Consider the following 16,246-nt stretch of genomic DNA (forward strand, 5'->3'; position numbering starts at 1 on the left):
ACACTTTGGCATCATGCTTCAGCAAGCATCTTCAGAAATAAGAATGAACGAGGATCATAAGGGCCTTTTGGTTGAAAAGCTGCAATGGTCGAAGAGAACGATATTTTCCCGGTATGCCTGTTTTTACGGAGCAGTCATTTTTATATTGGCACTTTTGCTTAATAAGGTAAAACACCTGTCAGATATATCGATGTATGGGTGGGAAATCATCAGTGCGTTTTCGCTTCCCTTTCTTAGCATATTTACTTTTTTTCTGGTTAGAGACATCCGGCGTGATGTAATACCATTAAAAAAAGATATCTCCTGCGCCAAATGTTGGCAGCATCATTTTGTGGCGCAAAAATATTATCACGCATTAATAAAAAAATACTTGCTGTTCTATCCCGGAAAGGAGGATGAATACATCGAAGTATCTCCTGAAGATTTCGATAAGCTTATTGAAGGAGAGTACCTAAACCTTGTTACTTCACAATCTGATGAAATTATTTGTTTGCAAAGGGACAATGGAGAAATAATAAGAGCTTTCGATTTCAGTTTTAAATAGACGGAATCGCTTAATAATATTTGCTGTATGAGAAATGAAAAATGCTGGTCTATCGTGATCAGCGTTTTCTTTTTAGGTGAGTTGGTGCACAAATACCGTTGGTGCACATATAAGAAGTTGGCGCAGATATGCGGCGCTGCCTTTGCGCAAGGGCCTATCTGTGCCGGCGACTTCATAGTGCCGGCACAGATAGCCATCCGCACAAGCTAAGCCGCATATCTGCGCCAACAGTGTGTAATGCGAACTTTTGACATTGCAACGTGTTTGATTGATTCAGCAATAAAAAATGACCGATTCCATAAATGTTCTTTGTGATGAAAAAATACTTTCGCTATTCCTAATAATCACAAAAGAATGAGAACAATTACAATTCTTCCCCGTGCATGGTGCGGACGAGCGAAAGCCGCCGAACGCTTCCTCTTTTGTGAGCGTAGGACACCTAAACACGGGTTTTTTATTTTCCTAAAAAAAACAAAAGATGGTCAAAATTTCAGACAACAAACTTATTATTGAGATTGCAACTCCTACGCCCGTAGAAACCCTGTACGATCTCCAACGCAGCCTTTTGCATTTGCTCATGCTAAAAGATTCACGTCAAAATACAGATGGCGTTGCAGAGTGGAACACAATTAGCTTGCTGGACGAATTGCAGTTATCAAAAGCCGCATTTCAAAAAGCGTTTTGCTAGAAAATTATTTGCAAAAAGCGAGCTGATCGTATTGATCCGCTCGCTTTTTAGTTTGTGACGCACCCCGTAGAGACGCGTTGAACGCGTCTCTCGCACCATTTGGTGTTTTAGATGTCAAGCGTGCTATTTTCCGTAGCATTCTTCAGGTGTTAAAGAGACGCATTCAATGCGTCTCTACGGGTAATTCCTAATTCTTAATTCCATAAAAAAAGCCGATCCAAAAGGATCGGCTTTTTACACCTATAAATCTTTTCCGTGACACTGTTTAAATTTCTTTCCACTTCCGCAAGGACAAGGATCGTTTCTGCCAACCTTTGGTCCTACACGTATCGGCTCTTGTTTTACCGCAGCGCCAGATGGATCGTAGTAATCATTTTCGTTTGCTGCATAATCCTTACCAGCTGCATCAACTTCTTCTTTATTCGCTTGTAAACGGCTCATGTCTGTTTTTTCTTCATGACCCTCACGAATATGTCCGGAATGTTGCTGCTCCATTGGAATACCGCTGTGGCAAAGGAAAGACACGATGTCTTTGTTTACCTCGCTATCCATATTTCTGAACAGATCAAATGCTTCCACTTTATAAATTACCAATGGATCTTTTTGTTCAAGATATACCGTTTGTACACTTTGTTTCAAATCATCCATTGCACGTAAATGCTCTTTCCATGCATCATCGATCAACGCAAGAGTGATTGTTCTTTCCAAAGAATTGGTAAGCTCTCTTCCGCTTGTATCAAGTGTTTTACGCATGTTGCTCAACACGTTCACACCTCTTCTTCCATCAGTAAACGGAACTACAACATTCTCGATATGCTCACCTTGTGTTTGACGAATATTTTGGAAAACAGGAACAGCGTGCTGCTGAATATTTTCCTGCTTGCGTTGATAATTTGCAGACGCTTCGTTGTACAAAACTTCTGTAAGCGCAGCAAGATTGTCTTGTTTTAAACTGTCGGCAGTAATAGAAGTTTCAATACCGTAGTTCATAATCACTGCCAGTTTGAAACCTTCATAGTCCTCCTGCTCTTTAAATGAGTTTATGAGACCTTCAGCAACTGTGTAGAACGCGTTATCAAGATCAAGCGCAAGTCTGTCGCCAAACAAAGCGTGGTTACGTTTTTTGTAAACAACGTTTCTTTGTTTGTTCATTACATCATCATACTCCAGCAAACGCTTACGAATACCAAAGTTGTTTTCTTCTACTTTTTTCTGCGCTCTCTCGATAGATTTTGTGATCATGCTATGCTGGATCACTTCACCTTCTTTATAGCCCATTTTATCCATCAGGCTGGCGATACGCTCGCTACCGAACATACGCATCAAATCATCTTCCAATGACACATAGAACTGGCTGCTTCCCGGATCACCCTGACGACCGGCACGACCGCGCAACTGCCTGTCTACACGACGGCTTTCGTGACGCTCTGTACCAATGATCGCCAAACCACCCGCTTCTTTTACGCCTGGTCCAAGTTTGATATCCGTACCACGACCCGCCATGTTTGTAGCGATAGTAACTGCTCCTGCAAAACCTGCTTCAGCAACTACTTGTGCTTCTTTGGCGTGTTGTTTTGCGTTCAACACGTTGTGCGGAATTTTTTTCACCTGCAGCATACGGCCCAGCAATTCACTCACCTCTACAGAGGTTGTACCCACAAGTACCGGACGGCCCGCATTACGCAGTCTTTCGATTTCATCGATTACTGCAGAATATTTTTCGCGTTTTGTTTTATATACAAGGTCCTGCTCATCTTTTCTAACCGCCTGAACGTTTGTAGGAATAGTAACCACATCCAGTTTGTAGATATCCCAAAGCTCTGCTGCTTCTGTTTCGGCAGTACCGGTCATACCGCAAAGCTTGTGATACATACGGAAGTAGTTTTGCAAGGTGATCGTAGCATATGTTTGTGTTGCTGCTTCGATCTTTACATTTTCTTTCGCCTCGATCGCCTGGTGCAAACCATCGCTATAACGACGACCTTCCATGATACGACCTGTTTGCTCATCTACAATTTTCACCTGGTCCTCAATTACCACATACTCCACATCTTTATCAAACAAAGTGTATGCTTTCAATAATTGCTGCACCGAGTGAATGCGATCTGCTTTTGTAGAGTAGTCGTTCAGAAGCGCTTCTTTCTGTTGTAATTTTTCTTCTGGAGTACCTGCGCCTTGCTCAATAGCAGCAAGCTTTACGCTGATATCCGGAAGTATAAAGAATTCTGGATCTTCGCCTGATTTAGTGATCATTTGAAGACCTTTGTCTGTAAGGTCTACTGAGTTATTTTTTTCGTCGATGTGGAAATATAGTTCCTCATCCACTTTGCCCATTTCTCTTTGCTGATCTGCGAGGTAATAGTTTTCTGATTTCTGCAATTTCACACGAATGCCCGGCTCACTTAAGAACTTGATCAACGCAGTGTTCTTAGGCAAACCGCGATATGAACGCATCAGGGCCAAACCACCATCTTTTGGATCGTCGTTGCCTTCTGCAATTTTCTTTTTAGCCTCGTTCAGAAATTTATTTACCACTTGTCTTTGTGCTTCGAATAGTTGTTGCACACGTGGTTTCAAAATATGATATTGCTGATCATCGCCCTTAGGAATAGGACCGGAAATGATCAACGGCGTACGAGCATCATCGATCAAAACGCTATCCACCTCATCCACCATTGCGAAGTGGTGCTTGCGCTGAACCATTTCTTCAGGATTGTGCACCATGTTATCACGCAGGTAGTCAAAACCAAATTCGTTGTTGGTACCATAAGTGATATCTGCCATGTAAGCCTTTCTTCTTTCTTCGCTGTTTGGTTGGTGCTTGTCGATACAATCAACAGTCAAACCGAGCCACTCGAAAATAGGGCCGTTCCACTCGCTATCGCGTCGCGCAAGGTAGTCGTTCACCGTTACCACGTGTACACCTGCACTAGCAAGCGCGTTCAGGTAAGCAGGAAGAGTAGAAACAAGCGTTTTACCTTCACCCGTTGCCATCTCGGCAATTTTACCCTGGTGCAAAACTGTACCACCGATCAGCTGCACATCATAGTGCTGCATGTTCCATGTAACTGTACCACCGGCAGCGGTCCATGAGTTTTTGTAAATAACCTGATCGCCTTCAATGCGAACGTGATCTCTTTTAATGGAAAGGTTACGATCCAAGTCAGTGGCAGTTGACACAACCTCTGTATTGTCTTTAAAGCGGCGTGCAGTTTCTTTTACTACAGCAAATGCTTCAGGAGCTATTTCTTTAAGAATTTCTTCAATTTTATCGTTGCGGTCTTTTCTCAGTTTGTCCACTTCCTGATAAAGGGCGTCTTTTCCTGTAAAGTCACTAAACGGCAAAGCCTCAGCCTGCGCATTTAGATCCGCTATCTCTTTATCGATATCCGTAAGGTGAGATTGGATACGTTGTTTGAATTCCTGAGTTTTGGCACGGAGTTGATCGTTAGTGAGGGATTGGTAAGCCGTGAAAAATCCATTGATTTTTTCAACAATAGGCTGAATAGTTTTTACATCTTTTTCTGACTTACTTCCACCAAATAGCTTTTGAATGAACCCTAGCATATTTATTAATTATAATTATTCTAATTATTTTGATATAACAGGCTGTCAAATACGATGCTACAAATTTTTTAAGGCCAATTTGACAGGGTAGCAAAGGTAAGGAAAAGCTAGGGGCAAACTTTGAATAAAAAATAATACCTCGCCAAAGCTTTTTTAAATTGTTTTACCTCCTGCAATTGTTTGCTTATCAGTAAAATAAAATATTAAAAAATAGTTTTGAATCAAGGCAAATGATGATTTTTTAAAAGTAATTCACGAAACAAAAGAGGGAATGACATTTCTATCATTCCCTCGGGTAAAATCAGACAAAATTTACGTTTGATTTCTTATTAATCTTTCCAGGTTTTTTCGCCTTTGTTCATTTTCTCCAAAGTTTCCTGGTAATTTTTTCTTTCGCTTTCAGGAGAAGTATTCATCGCTTTTGTTTCCCATGCGATGGCATCTTCTTTTTTGCCCATTTTGTACAACAAATTGGCATAAGTATCCATAAAGCCAGGATTGTTGTCTTTCTGGAAAGATTTTTTGCTCCACTCCAGGGCTTGTTGTAGACAAGCTACATCATTACAATTTTCAAAAATCGTCCATGCGTACTCGTTCAGATCGTTGTCGCTGGCTTTCGCGCTATATTTTTCCATGTATGGAATGATAGCAGCCTGGAAGTTTTTCCAATCTTTTTTGTACTTATAATAAGTCACTTTACCAAAAGCTGCCAGCTCACCTCCAAGCGAAGGATACTTTGCCGTCAGATTTTTTTCCAACGCGGACCAGTCAATGTTTTCGTAAAACTGACCTGTTTGATTATTGTAAATTTTTGGAATAACATCTTCATTAAGGGCAATGTTTCTCACTTTCAGTTCTGCTTTTCCAGCGCCCAAAACTGCGTTTACCTTAGCTGGGTCTTTCATGAATACTTCAAAACCCTTGTCTTTACTGCTATTGGTAAATTTGTCAAGGAACTCGATGTTTTCTTTTGTAAGAAGGTCCTTCTGCGTTTGCAAATATTCGGCAGAAATCTTTTTAGCCATTGGTTGGTCGTACGCATCACTTGCCGCCATTGCTGCTTTTCTCAAAAAGTCAGGATTTCTTTCGCCCTTGTTATATTTTTCAATCAGCGGGTAATATTGTTTCGCCGGATCAAGCGCTGCGGAAGCTCTTTCTACAAATTCTTTTGCCTCGCTACCACCCACCATTCTGTGCACGATGGAGCCATCGGGCGCAAAAAACAAGAAAGTAGGAAAGGCGCGAACGCTGTATTTCTGCATGATGTCATGTCCGTCAGCATACCATTTTTTTACGTCCTCGTTGTCGTTTTTAGACGTATCGAGCTGAACTTTTACACTGATAAACTTGTCGTTCATGTAGTTTCCAACAGATTCCTGCGGGAAAATCGTTGAGCTCATGTATTTGCACGGGCCGCACCAGGTGGTAAAGCAGTCCATGAAAATATATTTGTTTTCGGCTTTGGCTTTAGCCTGGATTTCGGTCCAGCTCAAACCATGTTGAAAATGAATGCCTTTGTCCTGTGCAAGGCCAAAAAGTGGCAGGAAGGCAAGAAGTGCTGCTATTTTTCTCATTTTTAAGTTTTGAAGTGTGCTAAAATAGTTTCATATGAGGCTAAAATCCAAACCGTTTGTCCCAAATTGTACCTGAATTAACATTTTAAAAATCTGTGAAGTAAATAGTGACCCTAAATGTTCCATTTTAAGTCTATTCTGTTACCTTTGCGCAAATTTTCGGAGGCGGTATATCAAGGAGCCGTTTTTACCTAAAGATCAATATAAATATTATATATGTCAGGTGCTTTAAAAGAAGTTCGCGGTAGAATCAAATCGGTACAAAGTTCTCAGCAGATCACAAAGGCCATGAAAATGGTGAGTGCTGCAAAATTGCGTCGTGCACAGGATGCCATTACACAAATGCGCCCTTACGCACAAAAAATGCAGGAAGTGCTGAGCAATATTTTGAGTAATACAGAAGGTTCTATAGGCGGCGACCTTGCAACTGAACGCGCTCCTGAAAAAGTGCTGTTGATTGTTATTACCAGTGACCGTGGATTAGCGGGTGCATATAACAGTAACGTTATTAAGCTGGCTAAGCAAACCATCAGAGAACATTATGCTGCGCAGGAAGCGAAAGGTAATGTTACCATCTGGTCAATCGGTAAAAAAGGTTTTGAGCATTTTGCAAAAAACAACTACAAAGTAACTGATACGTATAAAGATATTTTCCTGAACCTGAGTTTTGAAAACGTGCAGGCTTGTGCAGAAGCAGCAGTTCAGGCTTACAGAGATCATAAATTTGATGTGGTGGAAATCGTGTACAGCGAGTTTAGAAACGCTGCAACACAGGTGTTTTTGGCAAGCCGTTTCTTACCAGTGCCTTTGGCAAAACCGGCTACAACTAATAAGAATATTAAAACAGACTTCATCTTCGAACCTAGCAAAGAAGAACTGATTGCTGAGTTGATCCCTAAAATTTTGAACACACAATTATTCAAAGCGGTTCTGGATGCACATGCTTCTGAGCACGGTGCACGTATGACGGCTATGGATAAGGCAAGTGAAAACGCAAACGAACTGTTGCGCAACCTGAAGATCAGCTACAACCGTGCACGTCAGGCGGCGATCACTACCGAGCTTACAGAGATTGTAAGTGGTGCAGCTGCGTTGGCAGGGTAACTAGGAATTAGGAATTAGAGGAGAGTGAACAGGTAGAAAAAAGAAGATTTTCACATATTTCATTGCCGTTGGTTTCAACCAAGGGAGAGTGAAAAAGAAATAAATTACAAGGGTCGCCGAAATAAGGCGGCCCTTTTTTTGATTTCGAAATAATCGCCAAAGGCGATAAGATAAATCTGCAAGGCCACAGGCCTTGCAGAGCAATACGCAGCCTGCTCTCTCATTTTCAAATTTTCAAATTCTCACATCGGCTCTCCACTGTTATTCACATTGTGTATAAACTACTTTCAATGTTATCGTTTTTTTTTGAAGCTTGCAGGGGTAAAGCTGGATGCTAAACGCAGAAAGCTTAACGCAAGGAGCTCCGGGCGTTAAGCTTTTGGCATTAAGCGTTTGGCACACAAAATGATTTTTTATATGGAAATAGGACACATTATACCACATATAGAGGCGCTGATCTTTGCGAGTGACAAGCCTTTGACTGCTTTGGAAATTACCGAGCTGATCAACAACGCTTTTGGTTTTATGGAGGACAAGATCACGCTTGACCAGATTGAAAGCTGTATTGAAGGCATCAAAGAAAAATACGACGCTGAGTTTTATCCATTTGAAATTCGTGAAAGTGGCGGTGGTTTACAGTTTCTTACCAAAAAAGCTTACCACAAAACGGTGGGACAGCTGAATGGCGATAAGTTCCTAAAACGCCTGAGCGCGGCGGCTTTGGAAACGTTGTCGATCATTGCTTACAAGCAACCTATTACAAAAGGAGAGATCGAATCCATTCGCGGTGTGAGTACAGATTACAGCATTCAAAAATTGCTTGAAAAAGAATTGATCATCATTTGCGGTCGTAGCGAAACATTGCCGGGCAAACCTTTGTTATACCAGACTTCTAAATCGTTCATGGATTATTTCGGTCTGAATACTCCGGAAGATCTTCCAAAGATCAAAGAAGTATTAGCGGAGCAAATTATGCCGACTGCGATTGTAAATGGACAAACGCAAGGAGAAGAAGGTGAGGAAGACGAAGTAGTTGTAGATACGCTTACTGAAACTGAGACAGAAATTGAAACTGATGAAGACCTTGCGTTGGAAGTAACGGAAGACGGAGAATTGATAGAAAATCATGTTTCTCAAAATCATACAGAAGAAGAAATAACTGATGTTTTGAATGAGGAAATAGAAATTAGCGAAACTGGAGACGAAGAAATTGCGGACATGGAAGAAGCTGATATTACAGAAGAAGCGTCAGAAGAAGCCTCCGACGATAGCAATGCCGACGAAAATAGCGACGACGAAGGCGATTCGCAAACCGAAGAAAGTGATGACGAGGAAAAACAATAGTCTCTTTTGCATCCTTATAACAATTAGCAAACCCGTAGCGAAAGTTGCGGGTTTCTTTTTTTAAGTAAAAAGGCAAAAGGAGAAATTAAAAAAAGTGTTGCCATGACGACAACACTTTTAAATATGCTTAGAGTTTCACTTAAAACCATACTCCCCACTTTCAACTCTCAATTCTCAACTCATTAAGCTTTTACCGCTGCAATGCCCGGCAATTCTTTTCCTTCAAAATACTCAAGCATAGCGCCGCCACCGGTAGATACGTAGCTCACCTTATCAGTAAAACCAAACTGGTTAACTGCTGCTACAGAATCGCCACCGCCTACAAGAGAGAATGCACCATTTTGTGTTGCCTCAGCAACTGCAGTAGCAATTGCTTTTGTGCCGTGTTGGAATTTTTCCATTTCAAAAACACCCATTGGGCCGTTCCACAAAATGGTTTTAGAATTTTTGATAACGTTGGAGAACTGGGCACATGCATTTTCTGCAATGTCAAGTCCCATCCAGCCTGCAGGTATATTGTTGCTTGGTGCAGCAGAAGTATTTGCATCAGCAGCAAACTTATCAGCGATTACAGAATCGGAAGGCAAGTGGATGCAAACACCCTTTGCTTCTGCTTTCTTAAGCAGATCCTTTGCCATGTCAAGTCTGTCATCTTCGCAAAGCGAATTGCCGATGTTACCACCCTGTGCTTTAAAGAAAGTGTACGCCATACCACCACCAATGATGATGTCAGTTGCTCTTTCCAATAAGTTTTCGATGATCAATATTTTATCAGAAACTTTTGCACCGCCGATGATTGCAGTGAAAGGTTTTTGTGCGCTATGCAGTACTTTTTCTGCGCTGCTAACTTCACCTTCCATCAACAAGCCGAACATTCTTTTTTCTTTGGGGAAAAACTTGGCAATAACCGCAGTTGACGCGTGTGCGCGGTGAGCAGTACCAAATGCATCGTTCACATACACATCACCCAATTTGCTTAATTTCTCAGCAAATTTTTCATCGCCTTTTTCTTCTTCTTTGTAAAAACGAAGATTCTCCAGCAATAGAACTTCACCAGCTCTCAACATGTTGGCAGTCATGAAAGCTTGTTCGCCAATGCAATCATTTGCAAACAAAACGGTTGTGCCGCCCAGCAATTCGCTCAGGTGCTGCACAAGATGTTTAAGGGAAGATTTCTCTTCAGGACCGTCTTTCGGACGACCGAGGTGGCTCATTAAAATAACGCTGCCACCATCGCTCAATATTTTTTTTATGGTAGGAACAGCCGCTGTCATGCGGGTGTCGTCTGTAATTGCCTGTGTTTGTTTGTCCAAAGGAACGTTGAAATCAACGCGGACCAAGGCTTTTTCACCTTTAAAGTTGTGTTCGGAGAATTGTGACATAAAGTAAAGTTGGGTTCGTTCTGCAATAAATTTTGATGCCGCCGTAGCCAGCAGTAGTTATCAGTTGGCGTCCGGATTGTCGTAGTCTATCATTTTATCATCCTGGTGACGTAGCATGAACATCGCTTCCATGGTAACATCTTTTCCACCCTTAAAGTTTGTGGCCAGCGTGCTTACTGTATAAATAGGCCCCCATGGTAAACCCCACCAGCCGAATAGTAAAGACAGTGCGGCGAAGCCAAAGCCTTTTATGTAGCGGCTTTGCCCCGGAGGGATGTAATAGATGTCGGATCGTCGCTTAAATGTTATCACAAGTGCGGAAATGCAGTATTGGTATAATACAAAGCGACCGCCCTGATCAACTTCATGCGAAAGCTGATCCAGGCTCACGTTGCCCAGGTTTTTAATTTGCATAGGTTTAGACTCTTGGCAGAGTAATCGTTAGAGGGTCAAAAGAGAAAAGCGGAACTGTAGAGTTCCGCCTTGAGAAATTTATTTGCTGATCAAACCAGCGAAGTGTTTTACTGTACGAACAAGCTGAGATACATAGCTCATTTCGTTATCGTACCAGCTAACAACTTTTACTAATTGTTTGTCGCCTACAGTAACAACTTTAGTTTGAGTTGCATCAAACAAAGAACCGTAGTGGATACCGATGATATCTGTGCTTACGATTTCGTCTTCTGTGTAACCGAAGCTTTCGTTGCTTGCAGCTTTCATTGTAGCATTAATTTCTTCTGCTGTAGTTTTCTTAGCAAGAACAGCAGTCAATTCAGTAACAGAACCGGTGATTGTTGGAACACGTTGTGCACCACCGTCCAATTTACCTTTCAATTCCGGTAATACAAGACCGATAGCTTTAGCGGCACCTGTAGAGTTAGGAACGATGTTCGCGGCAGCTGCTCTTGCACGGCGAAGGTCGCCTTTAGCGTGAGGAGCGTCCAATGTATTTTGGTCGTTAGTGTAAGCGTGGATAGTAGTCATGCTACCAACTTCGATGGTGAAAGCATCGTTCAATGCTTTAGCCATAGGAGCAAGACAGTTTGTAGTACAAGAAGCACAAGAGATGATTGTTTCACTACCATCAAGAATGCTGTGGTTAACATTGAAAACGACAGTTTTCAAATCACCTGTAGCAGGAGCAGAGATTACTACTCTTTTTGCACCGGCTTTAAGGTGGGCAGCAGCTTTATCTTTATCTGCAAAGAAACCAGTACTTTCAATAACAACATCTACATCGTGCTGACCCCATGGAATTTGAGCCGGGTCTTTTTGTGCATATATTTTTACAGTTTCGCCGTTAACGAGGATAGCGTCGTCAGTTGCTTTAACATCAGCATCAAATCTTCCCTGCGCACTGTCGTATTTTAATAAATGTGCCAATACTTTCGGGCTGGTAAGATCATTGATAGCTACCACGTCAATTCCTTCCATGTTGTAAATCTGACGGAAAACCAATCTTCCTATTCTTCCGAAACCATTGATGGCAACTTTTACTGTGCTCATAACTTAAATGTCATTTTAGTGTTTTTGCAATAGCGCAAATGTTATTTTAATGTTGGGAGTTGCGAAGTTACAAATCTGCAAAATTATTTGAGAGATATTTTTTTGTTATTAAGTAGAACCTGATTTTTATCATCGATCTTTCAATGTTTTTGATTGGTGCTTGAAATTTTTCTAACCGTGATTATGCGATTTTGAAAGCGAAAACATTTATTTACAGATGATTGAAAAAATAATTTGAAAGTTTTTGAAGATTTTTTTGGTAGAAAGAAACACAGGCTTATCTTTGCACTCCCTTAACGGAAACGCCGCGTTGGTCAATCGGTTAAGACGCATCCCTTTCACGGATGAATGACGGGTTCGATTCCCGTACGCGGTACAAAAGCTTCGAAGAAATTCGGAGCTTTTTTCGTTTATAGCATGCTCTTTATTTCGCGTCATTTCCTTTTTTCTTTGATAAAAATGGAATAAAAAAACACTGGCTCGTAACCAGTGTTTCAAAAATATCTAACGTAAAGTAGTTGCATTCGATTTCTAATTTGTCTACCAAGAACGCTGCAATTAATAATGATATCGACATTGCACAATAACAATAGAATCGCCTTCTTCTTTGTAAACAATCCGATGCTCCAGATTTATTCTGCGTGACCAAAACCCAGAAAGATTTTCTCTGAGTGGTTCAGGTTTCCCTGTTCCCTCAAATGGAGTACGAATGATTTCTTTAATCAAGGTGTTGATCTTACGAAGCATTGCTTTGTCGGTTTGTTGCCAATAGAGATAATCTTCCCAGGCATCTTCAAGAAAAATTATTCTCATTCTTCAATAAGCTTTCGTTCCTTGCCTTTTCCTTTTTCATATTGATCAATTGCTCTTTGAAGGCGTTCTGCATTTTTTGGAGATCTTAACAGGTAAAAAGTTTCCATTATGCTCTCATAATCTGCTTCTGAAAGCACAACTATATTTTCTCCTTTCGTTCGCGTTACATGAAGAGGAGTATGGTTATTGAAGACTTCGTCCAAATAACCTTTTAATTTCTGTCTGAAATCTGAATAGGTGACTATCATAACTACAAATGTAACAGAAAAGGATTGTTGTACAAAATGTTGTACAATACTTTGTTGAGAATAATAAAGAATTGAAACAAAAAAACTTACGATTAAGGTCATAAGTCTAACCAAAAAAACTATTTCAATACTCCCCAGTCCAGCACTCTTCTCGCATACTTCTTATCACGAATGATAAAAGTATATTCCGTGCCTCGATCGCCCATGCCGAGCATGTAGATGTAAATATTTTTTTTATCCGGTGTTACGTAAACAGCGTTGCGTGTTTTCTGGTTGCCTTCATTTGAAAATGAAAAGGTGGGGTTGTAAAGATCTTTGTACGCAACAGAAGGTATAGCGACTGTGTCTTTATCAATGATCACGCTGATAGAATCGATGGTCGTTTGCGGCGTAATGCCATAGCAGCCATAAAAAGGTTTGCCATCTATTCTTACCAAATGGTCTTCTACCAAATTCAGTTTGTGTTTTGTTGGAACAAATCTTCCCGTTTGAATGTACACGGTAATTCCATCTCCTGAGTAGGTTGCTGAATTGCTGTTAACATCCCGCAATGGAAGTTTGGGAAATGGCTTTTTATTGATGCTTTCCTCAATGCCGGCCATCGTAAAAGCTGCCAGATCAGCTTTTAGGTCTTTTTCCATCATGCGCGCCCATTGGTCCTTTTTCTGGCGAAAATCTGGGTAGTCCAGGTCCTGCGCCTTTACGAAAGTTGTAGTGGCGAGCAACGCGCCCGAGAGAATCAGTATTTTTTTCATGTGGTTCTTCATTTCATAAAAATAATTGAATAATTGATTGACCGACGAGATAATTCTGTTACCAATGTCCTTAAAAAAATGATATTTACCACGTGAAGAAAAGTGAAAGAAAAGCAAAAAGGTTTTCGCTCTTGTGCAAAATAATGTTTTCCGCATCTTCGTTTTGTTCACACCATTTTCCCAACAACTAAAACCCTTCAAAATGAAATTGACTGGCTTTTGTTTAGCATTTGCTGCAGTCTGTATCGTTTTATCTTGTAGTTTTTCCAGCGGACAAGGCGAGAATTCACCTAAGTCGCAAAAGGCTGCCATTGACGACTCTTCCAACCTGATTCGCTGGCAAGTGAGGACCTCAGGTGCCTATCTCCTTTATGATGGCAATGAAGATCCCTACCTGTACATCAACATAAAGAGCGGCGAAAATAAAAACGATAAAAAAAGAGTTCCTCTGAACATATCACTGGTGCTGGATCGCAGCGGTTCAATGGCCGGTGATAAGATAGAATACGCAAAAAAAGCGGCAATGTTTGTGGTGGACCAGTTAAACAGCAATGACATTTTATCTATTGTTAATTATGATGACAAAGTAGAAGTGACCAGCCCTTCACAGCCTGTAAAAAACAAAGAGATGCTGAAAGCTGCCATAGATCAGATCTGCGACCGGGGGTCCACCAATTTGTCGGGAGGCACGTTGCAAGGGTATTGGCAAGTGGCAAAAACAATGAAGGCTGGGTATGTGAATCGTGTGTTGTTACTAACTGATGGCCTCGCGAATGTGGGAATTACGGACCCATCGGAATTAAAAAAACTGGTGGACAATAAGTATAAAGAAAATGGAATCGCGCTTTCCACGTTTGGGCTTGGGGCAGATTATAACGAGGACCTGCTAACCCTGCTGGCTGAAACCGGCCGCGCAAACTATTATTTCATAAAACAAGCGGATCAGATACCCGGAATTTTTGCAAATGAGTTAAAAGGCCTTTTAAGCGTTGTGGCACAGAATGCAGCTGTATCTGTTACCTTACCTGATGGCATGGAATGTGAAAAAGTGTACGGCTATCCATACGAACTAAAGAACAACAAGGTTGAGATCAAATTCAATGATATTTATGCCAACGACGAGAAAGCCGTATTGATCAAACTAAAACCGGTAAATCGCCATAAGGCAGCTTTCTCTTTTAATTGTAACCTTTCTTATACCGACGCAGAAACGTTTCAGGAAAAAAATCTTGCAGGAAATGCCACTATTAACCTTACAAAAGAGAAAGAAAAAGTAGAAAAGTTTCGAGATCCTGTGGTGCAGGAGATGATTGCCGTATTTACGTCTGCTGAAAAATTTGACGAAATACTTGCCGACGTGGATCGCGGCGACTATAAAACCGCAAAAAGAAAAGCAGACAGTACGCTAAAAACGATCAGGGTTTCTAAAGACAAATACAAGTCTGAAAAGCTTCAGAAGCAGGAGCTACAATTGGAGGAATACACTAAAAACCTCGACAGCGTGCAAAACATGAAACTTGAAGATGTAAAGTTGTACCAGAAATCGAACAAGTCTGCGAATTATGAAGTGAAGAAGCTTAAAAAACAATAACCGAATAATTGATTTTTGCAGAACGCTTAACGCCTAATGCACAACGCAGAGCTTTGCGTTAAGCATTAGGCGTTTGGCATTAAGCTTTTTTCAGTTATTCTGCTACATGCCCCAGCCATCTCGTTAACGCCTCTGAAATGATCTGAAACTCAACCAGGAAGCCATCATGACCGTAAGAGGAGTCAATTTCTATATAGGTGGCGTTGGGCAAATGCTCGGCTATAAACTGCTGTTCTTTTGGCGGGCATAAAATATCGCTTGCTATTGCCATTACCAAAGCTCTTTGTGGAACGCGTCTCAAAACTGCAGCAAGATTGCCGCCGCGGCCGCGTGAAATGTTGTGAGAGTCCATGCTTTTGGTAAGTGCCCAATAGCTTTGCGCAGAAAATCTTTTTACCAGTTTATCGCCCTGGTAGTTAATGTATGAAGAGGCTTTAAAATTATCCAGCTTTTCATGATCGTGATCGGCTTGCTGATGCACCATCATATCGTAGTTGCGATAGGTGAGCATGCCAATGGCTCTTGCCGCTTTCAGGCCCTTTTCACCCGCGCCGATGCGTTTTTCCTTCCAGCTTTCATCTGCCTCAATGGCCAGTCGCTGGGCTGTATGAATAGCAATTCCCCAGGCGCTTTCGGCCGGAGAGGTTGTAATAAGGAAAATGTTTTTGATTACCCCTGGTTCCATCACACTCCATTCCAGCACCTGGTAGCCGCCCATGCTGCCACCCATCAACAGGTGCACAGAGGAAATGCCCAAATGCTCCTTTAAAAGAATATGCGCTTTTACCATATCTCGAATGGTAATCAGCGGAAAATCGGCAAAATAAGACTGGCCGGTCACCGGATTAATGGATTGGGGGCCGGTACTGCCGTAACAAGAACCCAGGATATTGGCGCAGACGATGAAATATTTATTGGGATCGATGGCTGAATTTTCGCCCACTACTCCCTTCCACCAGTCGGTAGCATCGCTGTTGGCGGTAAGCGCGTGACAAACCCATACCACATTACTTTTGCTGGCATTGAGGGTGCCATAGGTGTGGTATCCGATAGTTACTTCCGGCAGGGTATCACCGCTTTCAAGTTCAAAACTTTTTTTAATATGTAGCGTTTGCAACATCTAAAATCAA

At 41.5% G+C, this 16,246-nt stretch carries 15 protein-coding genes and 1 tRNA gene; 7 read left to right on the forward strand and 9 right to left on the reverse strand.

Going from position 1 to position 16,246, the window contains the following annotated elements:
* Positions 1–13 precede the first annotated feature (13 nt).
* The 3 genes from KTO63_RS21415 to KTO63_RS21425 all read left to right on the forward strand — a co-directional run bounded on the left by KTO63_RS21415 (position 14) and on the right by KTO63_RS21425 (position 1,232).
* The gene (locus tag KTO63_RS21415; protein WP_217794008.1) at positions 14–544 is read left to right on the forward strand and encodes a hypothetical protein; all 531 of its coding nucleotides are present in this window, start codon (positions 14–16) and stop codon (positions 542–544) included.
* 27 nt (positions 545–571) lie between these two features.
* Entirely contained in the window at positions 572–754 is a 183-nt protein-coding gene (locus KTO63_RS21420; protein ID WP_217794009.1) for a hypothetical protein, read from the forward strand.
* A gap of 268 nt (positions 755–1,022) precedes the next feature.
* A complete protein-coding gene (locus tag KTO63_RS21425) occupies positions 1,023–1,232 on the forward strand; it encodes a hypothetical protein (RefSeq protein WP_217794010.1) in 210 nt (69 codons plus the stop codon).
* Between the two features lie 240 nt (positions 1,233–1,472).
* On the opposite strand, the gene secA is transcribed toward KTO63_RS21425, so the two are convergent.
* Together secA and KTO63_RS21435 are read right to left on the reverse strand one after the other, a co-directional pair.
* A complete protein-coding gene (gene secA / locus KTO63_RS21430; RefSeq protein ID WP_217794011.1) occupies positions 1,473–4,799 on the reverse strand; it encodes a preprotein translocase subunit SecA in 3,327 nt (1,108 codons plus the stop codon).
* A gap of 329 nt (positions 4,800–5,128) precedes the next feature.
* Positions 5,129–6,373: a thioredoxin fold domain-containing protein gene (locus tag KTO63_RS21435; protein ID WP_217794012.1), complete on the reverse strand. Its 1,245-nt coding sequence runs from the start codon at positions 6,371–6,373 to the stop codon at positions 5,129–5,131.
* A gap of 216 nt (positions 6,374–6,589) precedes the next feature.
* On the opposite strand from KTO63_RS21435, the gene atpG reads away from it, so the two are divergent.
* Entirely contained in the window at positions 6,590–7,477 is an 888-nt protein-coding gene (gene atpG, locus KTO63_RS21440) for an ATP synthase F1 subunit gamma (protein ID WP_217794013.1), read from the forward strand.
* A gap of 417 nt (positions 7,478–7,894) precedes the next feature.
* On the forward strand, positions 7,895–8,821 hold the full coding sequence (scpB, locus tag KTO63_RS21445) for an SMC-Scp complex subunit ScpB (RefSeq protein WP_217794014.1): 927 nt from the start codon (positions 7,895–7,897) through the stop codon (positions 8,819–8,821).
* Positions 8,822–9,003: 182 nt separating this feature from the next.
* Here scpB and KTO63_RS21450 read toward each other — a convergent pair whose 3' ends face one another.
* The 3 genes from KTO63_RS21450 to gap all read right to left on the reverse strand — a co-directional run bounded on the left by KTO63_RS21450 (position 9,004) and on the right by gap (position 11,709).
* Entirely contained in the window at positions 9,004–10,203 is a 1,200-nt protein-coding gene (locus KTO63_RS21450; protein ID WP_217794015.1) for a phosphoglycerate kinase, read from the reverse strand.
* Positions 10,204–10,263: 60 nt separating this feature from the next.
* Positions 10,264–10,617 carry a hypothetical protein gene (locus tag KTO63_RS21455; RefSeq protein ID WP_217794016.1) on the reverse strand — a complete coding sequence of 118 codons (354 nt, stop codon included), beginning with the start codon at positions 10,615–10,617 and terminating at the stop codon, positions 10,264–10,266.
* Positions 10,618–10,695: 78 nt separating this feature from the next.
* Positions 10,696–11,709 (reverse strand): type I glyceraldehyde-3-phosphate dehydrogenase, encoded by a 1,014-nt coding sequence (gene gap, locus KTO63_RS21460; protein WP_217794017.1) that lies wholly within the window; start codon positions 11,707–11,709, stop codon positions 10,696–10,698.
* A 304-nt stretch (positions 11,710–12,013) separates the two neighbouring features.
* Between gap and KTO63_RS21465 the strand changes: the two genes are divergently transcribed.
* Positions 12,014–12,085 (forward strand) — tRNA-Glu (locus KTO63_RS21465).
* A 182-nt stretch (positions 12,086–12,267) separates the two neighbouring features.
* On the opposite strand, the gene KTO63_RS21470 is transcribed toward KTO63_RS21465, so the two are convergent.
* From KTO63_RS21470 to KTO63_RS21480, 3 genes are all read right to left on the reverse strand, one after another.
* Positions 12,268–12,522, reverse strand: a complete 255-nt coding sequence (locus KTO63_RS21470; protein ID WP_217794018.1) for a Txe/YoeB family addiction module toxin — start codon at positions 12,520–12,522, stop codon at positions 12,268–12,270.
* Positions 12,519–12,770 (reverse strand): type II toxin-antitoxin system Phd/YefM family antitoxin, encoded by a 252-nt coding sequence (locus KTO63_RS21475; protein WP_217794019.1) that lies wholly within the window; start codon positions 12,768–12,770, stop codon positions 12,519–12,521. The genes KTO63_RS21470 and KTO63_RS21475 overlap by 4 nt, the downstream gene beginning before the upstream one ends.
* 119 nt (positions 12,771–12,889) lie before the next feature.
* Positions 12,890–13,525, reverse strand: a complete 636-nt coding sequence (locus KTO63_RS21480; RefSeq protein ID WP_217794020.1) for a hypothetical protein — start codon at positions 13,523–13,525, stop codon at positions 12,890–12,892.
* Positions 13,526–13,727: 202 nt separating this feature from the next.
* Here KTO63_RS21480 and KTO63_RS21485 point away from each other — a divergent pair, with 202 nt between their 5' ends.
* On the forward strand, positions 13,728–15,116 hold the full coding sequence (locus KTO63_RS21485; RefSeq protein WP_217794021.1) for a vWA domain-containing protein: 1,389 nt from the start codon (positions 13,728–13,730) through the stop codon (positions 15,114–15,116).
* Positions 15,117–15,210: 94 nt separating this feature from the next.
* Here KTO63_RS21485 and metX read toward each other — a convergent pair whose 3' ends face one another.
* The gene (gene metX, locus KTO63_RS21490) at positions 15,211–16,236 is read right to left on the reverse strand and encodes a homoserine O-acetyltransferase MetX (protein ID WP_217794022.1); all 1,026 of its coding nucleotides are present in this window, start codon (positions 16,234–16,236) and stop codon (positions 15,211–15,213) included.
* Between the last annotated feature and the right edge of the window lie 10 nt (positions 16,237–16,246).

This window comes from Pinibacter aurantiacus (assembly GCF_019130065.1).
In the GTDB taxonomy this organism is placed as follows: domain Bacteria; phylum Bacteroidota; class Bacteroidia; order Chitinophagales; family Chitinophagaceae; genus Pinibacter; species Pinibacter aurantiacus.

Excerpts from the sequence above, each read along its gene's own strand:
- KTO63_RS21415 (WP_217794008.1), top strand. The coding sequence starts at position 14 with ATGCTTCAGCAAGCATCTTCAGAAATAAGAATGAACGAGGATCATAAG.
- KTO63_RS21420 (WP_217794009.1), top strand. The coding sequence starts at position 572 with ATGAGAAATGAAAAATGCTGGTCTATCGTGATCAGCGTTTTCTTTTTA.
- KTO63_RS21425 (WP_217794010.1), top strand. The coding sequence starts at position 1,023 with ATGGTCAAAATTTCAGACAACAAACTTATTATTGAGATTGCAACTCCT.
- secA (WP_217794011.1), bottom strand. The coding sequence starts at position 4,799 with ATGCTAGGGTTCATTCAAAAGCTATTTGGTGGAAGTAAGTCAGAAAAA.
- KTO63_RS21435 (WP_217794012.1), bottom strand. The coding sequence starts at position 6,373 with ATGAGAAAAATAGCAGCACTTCTTGCCTTCCTGCCACTTTTTGGCCTT.
- atpG (WP_217794013.1), top strand. The coding sequence starts at position 6,590 with ATGTCAGGTGCTTTAAAAGAAGTTCGCGGTAGAATCAAATCGGTACAA.
- scpB (WP_217794014.1), top strand. The coding sequence starts at position 7,895 with ATGGAAATAGGACACATTATACCACATATAGAGGCGCTGATCTTTGCG.
- KTO63_RS21450 (WP_217794015.1), bottom strand. The coding sequence starts at position 10,203 with ATGTCACAATTCTCCGAACACAACTTTAAAGGTGAAAAAGCCTTGGTC.
- KTO63_RS21455 (WP_217794016.1), bottom strand. The coding sequence starts at position 10,617 with ATGCAAATTAAAAACCTGGGCAACGTGAGCCTGGATCAGCTTTCGCAT.
- gap (WP_217794017.1), bottom strand. The coding sequence starts at position 11,709 with ATGAGCACAGTAAAAGTTGCCATCAATGGTTTCGGAAGAATAGGAAGA.
- KTO63_RS21470 (WP_217794018.1), bottom strand. The coding sequence starts at position 12,522 with ATGAGAATAATTTTTCTTGAAGATGCCTGGGAAGATTATCTCTATTGG.
- KTO63_RS21475 (WP_217794019.1), bottom strand. The coding sequence starts at position 12,770 with ATGATAGTCACCTATTCAGATTTCAGACAGAAATTAAAAGGTTATTTG.
- KTO63_RS21480 (WP_217794020.1), bottom strand. The coding sequence starts at position 13,525 with ATGAAAAAAATACTGATTCTCTCGGGCGCGTTGCTCGCCACTACAACT.
- KTO63_RS21485 (WP_217794021.1), top strand. The coding sequence starts at position 13,728 with ATGAAATTGACTGGCTTTTGTTTAGCATTTGCTGCAGTCTGTATCGTT.
- metX (WP_217794022.1), bottom strand. The coding sequence starts at position 16,236 with ATGTTGCAAACGCTACATATTAAAAAAAGTTTTGAACTTGAAAGCGGT.